Consider the following 14033-nt stretch of genomic DNA (forward strand, 5'->3'; position numbering starts at 1 on the left):
CGTGGCACTCACGACAAGGAAGGACGACCATGAATCCAGCCACCATTGACGTCGGTGCCCCGCTCACTCCCCACGACATCATCGCCGTCGCCCGATCAGGAGCCCAGGTGACGGTCGGAGACGACGCGATGGAGCGGGTGAAGCGAGCCTCCGACCTCGTCGAGAGCCTGGCCGACGACCTCCAGCCCCACTACGGCATCTCCACCGGCTTCGGCGCCTTGGCCTCCACCCGAGTGCCCCGTGACCATCGCGTGGCCCTGCAGCACTCCCTCATTCGTTCCCACGCCGCCTCGACCGGGCCACGGGTGGAGACCGAAGTCATCCGCGCCATGATGACTCTGCGTCTCAAGACCATGGCATCTGGCCACACCGGAGTGCGCCCGGAGGTCGTCACTGCCTACGCTGACCTGCTCAACTCTGGGCTGGTGCCGATCGTCGGGGAATACGGGTCCCTTGGGTGTTCGGGCGACCTCGCCCCGCTGGCCCACTGTGCCCTCGTCCTCACCGGAGAAGGGACTGTCCTGACCCCCGACGGTGGTGAGGTCGACGCCGCCACCGGTCTTGCCCAGGTCGGGCTGAAGCCCATTTCCTTGCGCGAAAAGGAGGGGCTGGCCCTCATCAATGGCACTGACGGCATGCTCGGCCAGCTGATCATGGCCCTGGCTGACCTCGACGTCCTCGTCCCGACGGCTGACCTGGCGGCAGCGATGACCGTTCAGGCCCTGTGCGGCATCGACCGAGTTTTCGCCCCCGATCTGCAGGCCTTGCGTCCCCACCCCGGACAGGGGGTTTCAGCTGCCAACATCCTCGCCCTGTTGGAGGGGTCCGACCTCATCCAGGCCGGTCGGGAGGGCGCCGTCAAGCGCGTCCAGGATGCTTACTCGCTGCGGTGCGCCCCGCAGGTTCACGGAGCCGTGCGCGACACCATGGCCCACGCCCTTCAGGTGGCGAAAGTCGAGTTGGCCTCGGCCGTCGACAACCCGGTCATCACCGACGACATGCGCGTGGAGTCCAATGGCAACTTCCACGGTGCGCCGGTGGCATATGTGCTCGATTTCCTGGCGATTGCCGCAGCCGACCTCGCGTCGATGAGCGAGCGCCGCACTGACCGCATGCTCGATCCGACACGCAACCGCGACCTTCACCCCTTCCTCGCCGACGACCCCGGTGTCGACTCCGGTCACATGATTGCTCAATACACCCAGGCCGGCATCGTCTCGGAGATGAAGCGGCTGGCCGTCCCGGCGTCGGTGGACTCCATTCCGACATCGGCCATGCAGGAAGACCACGTCTCGATGGGATGGTCGGCCGCCCGCAAGCTGCGCCGCGGGATTGACGGTCTGGGAGCCGTCATTGGCATCGAGATCCTGACCGCCGCCAAGGCTATCCAGATGCGGAGTGTGGAGCCGTCGAAGCCGGTAGCCGACGTCATTGCTCGGATGCGCCAGACCATTCCCGGTCCCGGACCGGACCGCTTCCTTGCCCCCGAAATCGACGAAGCGCACCGCTTGGTAACTTCCGGTGAGCTCCTCGAGGTGGTGCGTCAGCAGGTGGAGGTGAGTTGACCACGCACGATTCGTGTACATGACTCCTGTAGCGTGGGGTGTGCTCTGCCCATGCAGAGGTGAGCCATTGTTGAGTTGCGTGTCGTCCGCATCTCGGATGTCCTTCCCCGCCGTTGCGGGGGTGCGCGGGCGTAGGGCAGGACGTGCTTCTGGCCCGATCCTCCCCGCCGTTGCGGGGGTCGGTGATCAACTGTGGGCGTCCTGCAGTTATTTTCCAACTTGTTCAGTTGAGTCACATTCTTATGTTAAGGTTCTTGTCAACATCAACCGCAAGGAAGCGACAATGCTCAACACGTGGTCTCCCCCAGCACGGTCCTGCTGGGGGAAGACGAACGAGGAAGCCGACTGGCTCCCCGTCGTCCAACATCTGGAGGACACCGCCGGTGTCATGGCCGAGATATGGAGCCTCCAACCGCGATCCATCCGATCACTCCTAGCCGACAGCCTTGGCGGAGAACGCGCCGCCCAAACGTTCGAATGCTTTCTAGCGGGGATCCATGACGTCGGAAAGGTCAGCGCCGACTTCGCACACAAAGCGCGGTTCCCCCGCACCAACGGAACATCAACGAGCTACCTGTGCGATCAGATGGAACGGCAGGGGTTTGTCATTGAGAAGCCGGACGCTTCCATCCCCCACGGCGCCCTGGGACAGGCTCACGTCACTAGCTGGTTGGTGAATCGCTACCCTGATGCACCCAAGGCACGCCGTCACGCTCGCAACATCGCCTCCATCATCGGAGGACACCACGGGTCAAATCCCACGGCCGCGGACATGGAGAAATTCAAGCTGTCCCTGGATCGCGAGGACCGCCTCTGGAAGACCACCCGCGACGAGATCCTCGACACTGCAGCCGCGCATACCGGTGCCGAGAAATTCTTACCCAGCTGGATGAGCACCCCGATCCCCATCCAGACGCAGGTGATCTCCGAGGCGCTCGTCATAGTCGCTGACTGGATCGCCAGTTCGGAATCACTGTTTCCCTACGATCTCACGACACCGACACCGGATCGAGTCCGACGAGCCATCACCAGGCTGCAGCTCCCTCGCCCCTGGCAGCCCTACCCCTGCCCCAACTCCGTGAACGAGCTGTTCCACACCAGCTTCCCTTCCCTCGTCCACGGAGAACCCAACGCCATGCAGCGTGCAGCAGTCGAAGCCGCATCCTCGATGGTGGAGCCCGGCCTGCTCATCATCGAAGCCCCCATGGGGCAGGGCAAGACTGAAGCAGCTCTCATGTGCGCCCATGTACTCGCCGACAAATTCGGGCTCGGCGGCATCTTCTTTGGTCTGCCGACGATGGCCACATCCAATCCCATGTTCGGTCGCGTCCGGGAATGGCTGGACGCCGTACCAGCTGAGGACCAATCCAGCATCACTTTGGCCCACTCGAAGGCCGGGCTCAACGATGACTACCAGCAGCTCATGCCCTGGAATGCGTCGATGGCCGTCTATGACGAGGGCACCTCACAGCGCGAAGCCTCGGCGATCGTCCACGAGTGGTTCCTCGGCCGAAAACGCGCGATCCTGGCCGATCACGTCATCGGCACCATCGACCAGGCGTTGTTCACCGGACTCAAGGCCAAGCACGTCGTCCTGCGCCACCTCGGTCTGGCGAGCAAGGTCGTGATCATCGACGAGGTCCACGCCGCTGACGTCTACATGCGCGAGTACCTCAAAGTCGTCCTCGAGTGGCTCGGCGCCTACCGCACGCCCGTCATCCTCATGTCCGCAACCCTACCGCCCGCCCAGCGCGAGGAACTTGCTCTGGCCTACGCCAAAGGGCGCCATGGAAAGCGTGCCACCATGGCGCTGCCCACCTCAGACGAGTACCCGCTCATGACCTGCGTCACCGACGACATCACCCAACGCGGCACATCGGTCACGGCCCCGGCGCGCGGCATCACCGTCGAGACGATGACCGACTCCCTCGACGATCTCGCGGCTCGGCTCGAGGAGCAGACGTCCGAGGGCGGCTGCGTCGGGATCATCCGCGACACCGTTGCACGAGCCCAGGAGACCTTCGACGTACTCCGGCAGCGTCTCGACTGCGAGGTCGTCCTCGTTCATTCCAGGTTCGTCGCACCACAGCGTGCCCGTCGGGAGTCCGACCTCGTCAGGCGTCTTGGACGCTCTGACCAGACCCGTCCTCATCGCATCGTCGTCGTCGGTACCCAGGTGCTCGAGCAGTCCCTCGACGTTGACTTCGATCTGCTCGTCAGCGACATCGCGCCCATGGACCTCCTCCTCCAGCGCATCGGTCGATTGCACCGACACGACCGCGCACGTCCGCCCCGACTTCGTGACGCCGTCTGTCTGGTCACCGGCGTCGACAGCTGGGATGACGCCGGTCCGAGATTCAGCCGTGGAGTCGACCTTGTCTACGAACCGGACGCCCTCATGCGCACCGCGGCCCTCCTCGACGATCTGCTGCCCGGTGGGATCTCAATCCCGCAGGACATCCCTCGACTCGTCCGACAGGCCTATCAGGAGCCCTTCCCTTGGCCTGATGCCTGGACGGCCGGGGGCGAGAAGGCCGCACTCGATGCCAGGTCGAATCGTCAGTTGGCAGCGACTCGCGCCATGGCCTTCCGTCTGGCCGATCCATTCGGCGCATCGAGCCTCATGAAGGGGCTCACCGACATGGCTTCCTCCGATCCCGAGAACACCCGCGGCCACGCGTCAGTGCGCGACTCCGAGGATTCCATCGAGGTCATTGTCGTCCAGCAGTCGGGCTCCGGACATCGGCTGCTCGACGACATCGGGGAATACTCCGGAACAGAGCTGCCGCTGTTCGGTGCCCCTGACGGCGATCTGGCCCGAGCCGTCGCATCGTGCACCGTCACCCTTCCCCGGTCACTGTCGAACCCATGGGACATCGACAGGACCATCGCCGAGCTGGAGGCCGCGCCGATCGACCTCAGCTCATGGCAGACATCCCCGTGGCTTCGGGGACAACTCGTCCTCGTCCTCGACGTCCATGGCAATTCCACATTGTTGGGACATCCACTCCACTACGATCGCGATCAGGGGCTCATCGTCGAGCCCCTTCCCCAGAACGGAGCACCGGTATGACGAGCGCCTTCAACCTCATCGACGAGCCATGGATCGCGGTGCGACGCCCGGACAACGTCGTCATCGAGGTGTCGATCCGCGACGCCTTCCACCAAGCGAGCAGTCTTCGCGGCCTGGCCGGGGAGATCCCCACCCAGGAGGCCGCCGTCCTGCGCCTCCTCCTCGCCATCGCCATCCGGGCCACCGCTGAGTACCGCAGTGACGACGAGAAGATCGACGACTGGGCGCAGTGGTGGGAGTCCGGGCTACCACTGCACGAGATCGACGAATATCTGGACCGCTGTCACGATCGATTCTTTCTCGTCGACGGCCACACGCCCTTCATGCAAGTCGCTGATCTGCACACCAGCAAAGGAGGGTATTCAGGCCTGACCAAGATCATCAGCGAGGTGCCGCCGAACGACAAGTTCTTCACGACAAGGGATGGTGCCGGTATCTCGTCGTTGGGTTTTGCCGAGGCCGCCCGGTGGCTCGTCCATGCCCAGGCCTTCGACATCTCGGGCATCAAGTCGGGGGCTGTCGGCGATCCGCGTGTCAAGGGTGGCAGGGGGTTCCCCATCGGGACGGGCATCAGTGGTCCCATGGGCATCGTCGTCATCGAAGGCACCAGTCTTGCCGAGACGATCCTGCTCAATCTCTTCCTCGAGGACGATCCGCAGGCCGATGTCCCGGTCTGGGAGCGTCCACCGCAGACGGCAGCCCCCGACGCCGAGCACCCGGTTCCCACCGGATGCGCCGATCTCTTCACCTGGCAGAGCCGGCGCGTGCGTCTCATCACCGAGGCGGACCACGTCGTCGACGTCCTCCTGTGCAACGGCGACAAGGTCGGATGGAAGTATCTGTTACACAAGGACCCGTCGACCGCGTGGCGCTTCAGCGCACCCCAGACGAAGGCGGCCGGGGAGATCGTGTACATGCCCCGCAGCCACGACTCCACCAAGGCCATGTGGCGCGGACTGGAGCCTTTACTGGCGCACGAACCATCACCCGAAGACAGGCGCAGGAAGAAGGCCGGAGAGCCCGACAGGGCGTGGCTACGGCCGGAGATTCTCGAGCAACTCGCAACCCTCACCAGCGATGGCGCCCTGCCTGACGATCATCTCATTCGCATGCGGACCATCGGCATGGAATATGGATCACAAAGCTCAGTGGTGTCGACGACGATCGATGACTCCCTGCCGACGTCCTTGGCGGTCATCGCCAACGAGCAGCTGGGACGGCTCGCCGTCGGCTGCGCACATACCGCCGAGTCCCTGGTGTTCGCCTTGCAGAACCTCGCTTCCGATCTGGCTACCGCGACCGGCGACGAGTCGGAGGGGGTCCGTCCCCGAGCTGCCGAAGCCGGTTTCTCGGCCCTCGACCCCGCCTACCGGGAGTGGTTCAGTCGCCTCACGGGCACCACCGACGTCGATGCCGCGACTCTGGCATGGCGCCGGAGGGCACGGCGGATCGTGCGCGAGGTGGGCCTCCAGCTTTGCCGCGACGCCGGGTCGGCAGCCCTCACCGGACGCATGGTCCCGGTGCCCAACACCGAGCGACACGACCTCATGGACCTCGCCCGCGCCTGGCAGCGATTCCTCTCCCGGATGCGCGCCAGCGCCCCCCTATCTGACGATCCTCAACGCGACACCAAGTCATCCTCGAAGGAGCAGTGATGCCAGAACCATGGAATGACGTCAGCGCAGCGACGCTTGGCGCCGTCACCCACCTGCAACGGGGCTATCTCGCCACGCCGCGCGATCCGTGGGCGGTACGGACTCTGGCAGCCCTGCGCCATGCCGATGTGACTCGGCCGGGAACCGACCCGAATCTCTGGGAGGTGACCCTGGGCCACCTTCCGGACGATCTGGTGGGCCACGGGGCATCGCCGGCGACGTACGCCGAACGAGCCGTCCACGCCGCCGTCGTCCTCTACGCCATCCATCAGCAGTCCCGGCCCGGGCCGATGCACGCCACCGGCATCGGATTGGGCCAGGCGGCTCGGATGCTCTCGGCGCGACGCTCGACGAGCACCGAGTGGGACCCCGGCACGGTCTCCCGGTTCCAGCACCTGTGCCGCGCCCAGCAGTGGGCCATCCGCCTCGAAAACATCCGAGGGCTCGTCACTCTCATGCGATCCGAGGACGTCCCGCTCGACTACGGCCGACTCGCCGCCGACCTGTGGCGACTGCAGACCTCGGCATCCGACCGCGTCCTCCTAGCTTGGGGACGCCAGCTCCACCACCTCCCATCCGACGCCCCAACCACCACCGAGAGCACAAACCGAGGAGAATCCCAATGAGTTCGTACTACGTCGACATCCACGTCCTTCAGAGCGTCCCGCCGTCCAACGTCAACCGCGACGACACCGGGGCGCCGAAATCAGCTCTGTACGGCGGGGTCCGTCGGGCCAGGATCAGCTCACAGGCATGGAAGAAGGCCGTGCGAACGTCCTTCAAGGACTTCCTGCCCGCTTCCCAGACCGGCGCGCGGACACTGCGCGTCGTCGAACTGCTCATGAACCGCCTCACCGCCGATCCCTACCGACTGGCGCAGGAGGATGCTCGACAGAAGGCCCTCGCGGTCGTCAAGGCGCTCGGTCTCAAGGCCGACAAACCTCGAGTGAAGGACGGCTCGGGCCACGAGGGCGTCGAGCGCACCCAGTACCTCGTCTTCTACTCCAACCAGCAGCTCGATCGCCTGGCGCAGCTCGCGGCGACCTCGGAGGGCAAGATCCCCAGTTCCGACGCCAAGAAGGCCGCCGATTCCGATCATGGGATCGAGGTCGCGTTGTTCGGTCGCATGGTCGCCGATTCCAAAGACCTCAACGTCGACTCGGCCGTGCAGGTCGCCCACGCGCTGAGCACCCACGCCGTCGAGATCGAGTCCGATTACTTCACCGCCGTCGACGACTACAAGCTCGATGAGGACGACGCCGGAGTCGGCATGATCGGAACCGTCGAGTTCACCTCCGAGACCCTCTACCGGTTCGCCACGGTGGCTGTCTCGACCCTCGAGGACAACCTGGGAGACGTTGATCTCACCGCCGACGCCGCCGCCGCGTTCGTCCGCGGGTTCGTCGTGTCGATGCCAACCGGCAAGCAGAACACCTTCGCCAACAACACCCTGCCCGACGCCGTCGTCGTCCAGATCCGCAAGGGCCGGTCGTCCAGCTTCGTCGGGGCGTTCGAGGACGCCATCACGTCGACCACAGGTGGTTTCGTCGAGGCATCGTGCAAGGCGCTGGCCAGCTATGCGCACGACTGCGAGGAAGCCTTCCTCGGGGCACCAGTGGCCTCCTTCGTCACCCGGGTCGGCACGCGTACCGAGGCTGTCAGCGACATGGGCACTGCCATGCCCATCGACGAGCTCGTCTCGTCGGTGAGAGACCAGGTCGCCACCGTCCTGCGAGCGCAATCGTGACCGTCCTGCTGTTGCGGCTCGCCGGGCCCTTGCAGTCCTGGGGAGACTCGAGCCGATTCACGACTCGTGCGACGCGCCGCGAACCGACGAAATCCGGTGTCATCGGGCTGCTGGCGGCGGCGCAGGGGCGACGTCGTACCGACAGCATCGAGGACCTTCTCACGCTTCGGTTCGGCGTACGCACCGACCAGCCAGGCTCAGTCGTCCGTGACTTCCAGACGGCCATGGACTGGGCGCACCCCAAGAAGGACGGCAGCGTCAACGCCATGCCCCTGTCGAACCGCTACTACCTGGCCGACGCCGTCTTCGTCGCAGCGGTCGGGGGAGATCGGTCGCTGCTCGAGGCCCTCGACGAGGCCATCGGAGAACCGGCGTTCCCCCTGTATCTGGGCCGCCGCGCATGTCCCACGGAGGGACAGGTGTCCTTGGGTATCCGCGACGACGAGATGCTGTCTGCCTTGGAGACCGAACCGTGGCATGCCAAGCCCTGGCATCGACGCCGTTTGGGCCGCTCGGTGCACCTGCCCATCGCCTACGACGCCGCCCCCGGCCAGCTCGGAGACACCGTCCGAGACCTTCCGCTGAGCTTCAACCCGGAGCGGCGCGAGTACGGGTGGCGCGACGTCGCCTCGACGACTGTCGTCGTCGACAACCCCGACGGCAACGACGAGCCCGACTGGTTCGCGGGCCTGGAAGGAGAGTGATGTTTCTCACCCAGTTCGACGTCAACGTCGCCCGCCGCGACGCCGTGCGTCTGTTGGCATCTCCGGAGCGACTCCATGCTGCGGTGCTGAGCTCGTTCCCGCCTGGCCAGTCGACGTCCGACGGAGGCCGAACCCTGTGGCGACTGGACCGTGGGCCGACTCCCCATGAGGCGAAACTCATGATCGTCAGCCCGCTGAGACCTGACCTCACCGTGCTCAACGAGCAGGCCGGATGGTCGACGGGGGTGTCGGGTCGGTCGGCCGACTACGATCCCTTCCTGCGGGGTCTCCGGCCCGGCTCCGCCTGGCGATTCAGGTGCGCGGTCAACCCGACGACCGCAGTGCGCAGGACAGCCGGGTCACGCGGCCAGCGAGTTGCAGAGGTGACGGCCGAGCAGCAACTGGCTTGGTTCCTCGGTCGTGCCGAACGCCACGGACTGTCAGTGCCCGTCACCCCTGACGGGACGCCGTCCGCGCGCGTGACCCGTCGGGAGGTCCTGAGATTCCGTCGTCGGGGATCCATGGTGACGCTGGCGGTGACACAGGTGGACGGCGTCATCCATGTGGCTGACGCCGATGCCGCCCGTGGGGCGCTGACCTGCGGGATTGGTCCGGCCAAGGGATACGGCTGTGGCCTCATGACCCTGGCACCGGTCGTGAGTTGAGCGATGGGCAAATCGATCCCGGGCGCACGGCCAGCCGAGGTCCAGGAGTTGGCGCGCGCCCAGGATCGGCTCAGCTTCATCTACATGGAGCATTGCATCGTCAACCGCGACTCGAATGCCATCACGGCGTCGAATCAGCAGGGCACCGTGCATGTTCCGGCGTCCATGATCGGAGCGCTGTTGTTGGGCCCGGGAACGAACGTCACCCACCAGGCGATGGTGCTGCTGGCCGAGTCTGGCGCGACGACGCTGTGGGTCGGCGAACACGGAGTCCGGTATTACGCCCATGGCCGACCACTGGCCCGGACGACCCGACTACTCGACCTGCAGGCCGAAGCCGTCACCGACCGCACGAAGCGGCTTGCGGTCGCTCGGCGCATGTACGAGATGCGGTTTCCCGACGACGTGGCGACGGGCCTGACCCTGCAACAACTGCGCGGACATGAAGGGGCCCGAGTTCGGCAGGCCTACCGGGATGCGGCCATCCGATTCGGCGTCGACTGGGACAAACGCAGCTACAAGGTGGAGGATTTCGAGTCGTCCGACCCGGCGAACCAGGCTCTCACCGCAGCGACGACCTGCCTCTACGGAGTCGTCCATTCCGTCATCGCGGCGCTGGGGCTGTCCCCCGGGCTCGGGTTTGTGCACACGGGCCATGATCGGTCGCTCGTCTATGACGTCGCCGATCTGTACAAGACGTCGCTGGCGGTACCAGTCGCGTTCGAATGTGCAGCGAACGGGGACGTTGACGACATCCCTGGCGCGACGCGACGAGCCATGCGCGACGCCATTCACGAGTCGAAGCTCCTGAGCAGGTGCGTGGAAGACATCCATACCCTTCTCGACGCTCCGGGAGATCCCGATGACGGATACGGGTGGGACGTCGTCGACCTGTGGGACGACCGCGTGGGTACGGTCGCCTCAGGGAGATCGTGGGCATAGCCGTGGTCGTGCTCGTCCTCACTGCCTGCCCTGCAGGGCTGCGCGGTCATCTCACGCGGTGGCTGCTCGAGATCAGTCCCGGCGTGTTCGTCGGGCATGTTCCTGCACGGATCAGGGATGCCCTCTGGAGCCGAGTCGTTGAAATGTGCCACGACGGGCGGGCGATCCTCGTGTATTCGGTGCGCGGCGAGCAGCACTTCGAGTTCCGCGTGCATCGACATGACTGGGACGTCGTCGACTTCGACGGGCTGAAACTCATGCAGAGGCCAAACAATAGGGCACACACCTCGACACTGCGGCCAGGATGGAGCTCAGCCGCGCGGCGACGTAGGACGGCCAAGCGCTAGATCGAGTACACTTGTATCTAGGCAAAGCTCCTGCATCAGCCGTAGTCGGCTGGTGTCTTCCCCGCCTACGCGGGGGTGAGCCCGACCCCATGTCGCGGCCAAAGTCGGACCACGTGTCTTCCCCGCCTACGCGGGGGTGAGCCCGCTACCGCCGCCGCACTGGTCGAGGCCCACTCGTCTTCCCCGCCTACGCGGGGGTGAGCCCGGCGTAAACGCTATGAGATCATTCATGAAAAAGTCTTCCCCGCCTACGCGGGGGTGAGCCCTTATACAGGTCGTTGACATGGAACAGCCGCAAGTCTTCCCCGCCTACGCGGGGGTGAGCCCCTCCATATCGGTGACAGGAATGGTAATCGGCTGTCTTCCCCGCCTACGCGGGGGTGAGCCCCGCTCAGCTGTCATCCCATCCTTCAGATAAAAGTCTTCCCCGCCTACGCGGGGGTGAGCCCCGATTCAGCGCCAATTCCGAGATTACCCGAAAGTCTTCCCCGCCTACGCGGGGGTGAGCCCCAATTGTGGGTTAATTTGGGTGTCAAACGTCTGTCTTCCCCGCCTACGCGGGGGTGAGCCCGTAAACGTGTCCGCTAGTGCACGCATACGACGGTCTTCCCCGCCTACGCGGGGGTGAGCCCTAGTCGATCAGTTGGCTGATGTCACCGAGATTGTCTTCCCCGCCTACGCGGGGGTGAGCCCGAAAACGTCGTCAACGAACTCGACAGCGGGGGGTCTTCCCCGCCTACGCGGGGGTGAGCCCAAATCAGGAACCCGAGGTCTCCGAGGGCTTCGGTCTTCCCCGCCTACGCGGGGGTGAGCCCAGGAGGAACCAAGAAGGCCTGTCCGGCCGTGAGTCTTCCCCGCCTACGCGGGGGTGAGCCCCACCACCGACCTAGTCAGCAACGGGCTACGCCGTCTTCCCCGCCTACGCGGGGGTGAGCCCGAGGGCGGCGCGGTCAACCCCGAGGCCACCGAGTCTTCCCCGCCTACGCGGGGGTGAGCCCCATATTTGCATCCCCGAGGTGAGGTCATATCAGTCTTCCCCGCCTACGCGGGGGTGAGCCCCGGTCCACTGAGGAGGCGTCACCGGCGTGCGCGTCTTCCCCGCCTACGCGGGGGTGAGCCCTCTGTCTTTGAGAGTGAGGGCAGTCTTCCCCTGTCTTCCCCGCCTACGCGGGGGTGAGCCCGCGCAAGAAGCTCGATCATTCGATCGATGGCCGTCTTCCCCGCCTACGCGGGGGTGAGCCCCACGGGCGCGCCTGGGTAGTGCGCATTGAGGAGTCTTCCCCGCCTACGCGGGGGTGAGCCCTCGACGGCGCCCAACGAGGTAGCCACTGACAGGTCTTCCCCGCCTACGCGGGGGTGAGCCCAGGGCGGTCACGAACGAGAACGCTTCGGTGGTGTCTTCCCCGCCTACGCGGGGGTGAGCCCCCACACCCCCGTCACCGACTGACCCGACACGAGGTCTTCCCCGCCTACGCGGGGGTGAGCCCACCTGGATTTCTGCGGTGCGGGCTGAGGTGGCGTCTTCCCCGCCTACGCGGGGGTGAGCCCTCGACCGCTCCACGCTCGACGCTGGCACGCTCGTCTTCCCCGCCTACGCGGGGGTGAGCCCTACGGCATATCACTCGACGAAGCCACGTTCACGTCTTCCCCGCCTACGCGGGGGTGAGCCCCTTGGCTGCCATGGGCGTGGAATCCCAAATCCGTCTTCCCCGCCTACGCGGGGGTGAGCCGTCCAGCACCTCCTCGGGGGTGTAGCCGACACCGTCTTCCCCGCCTACGCGGGGGTGAGCCGTCCGGCAGGTCATAGCACCCCGCGCTCCTTGAGCCGTTGATGAATCCTCACCTGGCGCTCGACTTCCTCGTCCTCAGCCCACTGGGCATCTCTCCTGTCGAGAGCACGGGTCGACGACACCCAACACGCCCACGAGACGATGGCGGCGACCACGCCACCACCGGCCCACATGAAGACGTCATATTTGCCGCCATGACGCCACTCGGCCCAGTGATTCTTCGACAAGATCACTGTCTGAATCGACGCCCACCCAAGACACCCCGCAGCCACGAGCGCAGATACGGCATACGTCAGCTCTACAAGGCATTGACGTATCGTCATACTGCCGCGCACCACGGCCACAAAAGAACCACCGATGGACACCAGCAACGACCCAACCCGCCTGATCGCCGACACCACCAGCCCCACCACCAGCACTGGGGAGATCAAAATAAACATGAGGGCGACGATCCCGCCAATAACCAGCAACGCTAGTTGCGTACCAGACATAATTTCTCCTTTTCCTCCCCGCCATAATTAATCTTAGAAGTGATGCTACGGGGAAGGTGAGCGTTGTGGTGGACCCTGTTTGGGTAGTTGGTCTTCCCCGCCTACGCGGGGGCGAGCCTCACGGTCTATCGGGATCGGATTCTTGAAGAATGCCTTCCCCGCCTACGCGGGGGTGAGCCCCATCGCCAAGCTGAATGGAGAGCGAGCATGAGCACCACCCCTGCCGGGTTCGACTTCGACGCTCTGGCCGAGTGGGCTGAGAGTGACGAGGCGACCCACACCCCGCAGACCAGCCCCGTGTTCCGGGGCGAGGACGCCGCGCGCGCCAGCCGCGCATTCCTCGGCCGAGGACGGCCCACCCGTCTTCCCCGCCTACGCGGGGGTGAGCCGAACTCTCACCTGCTGTTCTGGCGCACAACCGACAAGCCCTCGCCATCGCCCGCACCGAACGCGACATCCGCGCCGACCTGTCCGACCTCAAAAAAGCCGCCCACGCAGCCCAGACAGTCGACCAACGACGCACAGACGCCATCGCAGCCGCGATCAACGCAGGACAACACAACCGCCAACCCGCGCCCACACACCGCCTCGCCCGGCACCTGTGACACACCAGCACACACACAAAAAGGACCCCTCCACTCTCGGAGAGGCCCGATATAATAAGGATCCCCCGGCTTCGGTCCGCATCACGCTGGACATCCCACCGGGGGCCGTGTGGGCAATCCGCAGACTCCCACTCCGTTGTTCCTACACATCGATATAGCTACCCAGGTACGCCATTGTCAAGCGACCGACGAGACTCACATAAGATCCCCGGGTAGACAGGACCTGTGCCTCACCTTACCGGAAACAGGAAGAAGTCAATGAACCAACCACTGTCATGGAGTCTGGAAGACTACGAGGCGGCCGCCCTCTGTGAAAACCGTCCCGGACTCGTGGCGTTTATCGACGAACCCTACCGCACCATCCCTCATGTGGGATCGGTCTGTCTTCCCCGCCTACGGGGGTGAGCCGACTACGCCAAGACTGTCGCGACAGCTTCCACGTCGGGCCT

At 65.3% G+C, this 14033-nt stretch carries 10 protein-coding genes and 1 CRISPR repeat array; of the genes, 9 read left to right on the forward strand and 1 reads right to left on the reverse strand.

The features are described 5' to 3' along the window. Window positions 1–29: 29 nt before the first annotated feature. The 9 genes from hutH to cas2e all read left to right on the forward strand — a co-directional run bounded on the left by hutH (window position 30) and on the right by cas2e (window position 10698). On the forward strand, window positions 30–1565 hold the full coding sequence (hutH, locus tag AC6I1W_RS01565) for a histidine ammonia-lyase (RefSeq protein WP_117189482.1): 1536 nt from the start codon (window positions 30–32) through the stop codon (window positions 1563–1565). Between the two features lie 283 nt (window positions 1566–1848). Next, window positions 1849–4638, forward strand: coding sequence for a CRISPR-associated helicase Cas3' (gene cas3 / locus AC6I1W_RS01570; protein ID WP_117189483.1), 2790 nt, complete (start codon window positions 1849–1851; stop codon window positions 4636–4638). Continuing rightward, window positions 4635–6293: a type I-E CRISPR-associated protein Cse1/CasA gene (gene casA / locus AC6I1W_RS01575; RefSeq protein WP_117189484.1), complete on the forward strand. Its 1659-nt coding sequence runs from the start codon at window positions 4635–4637 to the stop codon at window positions 6291–6293. Before cas3 ends, casA begins: the two co-directional genes overlap by 4 nt. Then, window positions 6293–6919 carry a type I-E CRISPR-associated protein Cse2/CasB gene (gene casB / locus AC6I1W_RS01580; protein ID WP_117189485.1) on the forward strand — a complete coding sequence of 209 codons (627 nt, stop codon included), beginning with the start codon at window positions 6293–6295 and terminating at the stop codon, window positions 6917–6919. Before casA ends, casB begins: the two co-directional genes overlap by 1 nt. Beyond that, window positions 6916–8040, forward strand: a complete 1125-nt coding sequence (gene cas7e, locus AC6I1W_RS01585; protein WP_117189486.1) for a type I-E CRISPR-associated protein Cas7/Cse4/CasC — start codon at window positions 6916–6918, stop codon at window positions 8038–8040. Before casB ends, cas7e begins: the two co-directional genes overlap by 4 nt. Then, entirely contained in the window at window positions 8037–8744 is a 708-nt protein-coding gene (gene cas5e / locus AC6I1W_RS01590) for a type I-E CRISPR-associated protein Cas5/CasD (RefSeq protein WP_065673204.1), read from the forward strand. Before cas7e ends, cas5e begins: the two co-directional genes overlap by 4 nt. Beyond that, on the forward strand, window positions 8744–9409 hold the full coding sequence (cas6e, locus tag AC6I1W_RS01595) for a type I-E CRISPR-associated protein Cas6/Cse3/CasE (protein ID WP_065673205.1): 666 nt from the start codon (window positions 8744–8746) through the stop codon (window positions 9407–9409). The genes cas5e and cas6e overlap by 1 nt, the downstream gene beginning before the upstream one ends. An 84-nt stretch (window positions 9410–9493) precedes the next feature. Further along, entirely contained in the window at window positions 9494–10351 is an 858-nt protein-coding gene (gene cas1e, locus AC6I1W_RS01600) for a type I-E CRISPR-associated endonuclease Cas1e (protein ID WP_249361304.1), read from the forward strand. A 2-nt stretch (window positions 10352–10353) separates the two neighbouring features. Further along, window positions 10354–10698, forward strand: a complete 345-nt coding sequence (gene cas2e, locus AC6I1W_RS01605; protein WP_065673231.1) for a type I-E CRISPR-associated endoribonuclease Cas2e — start codon at window positions 10354–10356, stop codon at window positions 10696–10698. Window positions 10699–10752: 54 nt separating this feature from the next. Continuing rightward, window positions 10753–12490: a CRISPR direct-repeat array (repeat unit 29 nt; unit sequence GTCTTCCCCGCCTACGCGGGGGTGAGCCC). A gap of 9 nt (window positions 12491–12499) precedes the next feature. Here the strand turns inward: cas2e and AC6I1W_RS01610 are convergent. After that, entirely contained in the window at window positions 12500–12979 is a 480-nt protein-coding gene (locus tag AC6I1W_RS01610; protein WP_117189488.1) for a hypothetical protein, read from the reverse strand. Window positions 12980–14033: the final 1054 nt, after the last annotated feature.

Source organism: Cutibacterium sp. KB22876 (assembly GCF_059728865.1).